Genomic DNA, 499 nt, shown 5'->3' with positions numbered 1-499 from the left:
GGTGTGATTGGCACTACTCGCACAAAGATCATCAATCCGTTTGGGGGCATTCGCTCGTTTGGCTGATGGTGCATACTTTCTCGCAAGCGTTTCCGTTCGCCTTTCGTCTGTATGACAAGACGGCGGGAAGAAGCAAGATCGACCTAGCGATCGAGATGCTTTCCTCGCTCAAGGGGAAACGGGCTCAGCCGGTGTATGTGCTCATGGATTCGTGGTATCCGTCCCAAGCGCTCATCGAAGCCTGCCTGAAACAAGGATTCCATGTCATCGCCATGCTCAAGACAAACCGGATTCTCTATCCGAAAGGCATCGCCATCCAAGCGAAGAAGTTCGCCCGCTATCTCGAGCCCAACGACACCCGCCTCGTCACGGTGGGGAGCGAGCGCTATCGTGTCTACCGCTACGAAGGCGCGCCCAACGGTCTTGATGACGCGGTGGTGCGGCTGGCTTGGAAGGCGGATGAACCGATGACGCCGGACCATCTCCATGTCATCTTCGA

The 499-nt window shown here is 56.5% G+C and carries 1 protein-coding gene; it reads left to right on the top strand.

All coding sequences use genetic code 11. The annotated features are described in order from the left end of the window. The coding region (locus tag B4113_RS20735) for a transposase (protein ID WP_369802282.1) at positions 1 to 499 on the top strand (499 nt) is incomplete at both ends.

The organism is Geobacillus sp. B4113_201601 (genome assembly GCF_001587475.1).
Classification (GTDB): Bacteria; Bacillota; Bacilli; order Bacillales; family Anoxybacillaceae; genus Geobacillus; species Geobacillus icigianus.
Note: the sequence above shows the minus strand (reverse complement) of the source record. Positions and strands in the feature narration are given on the sequence as shown.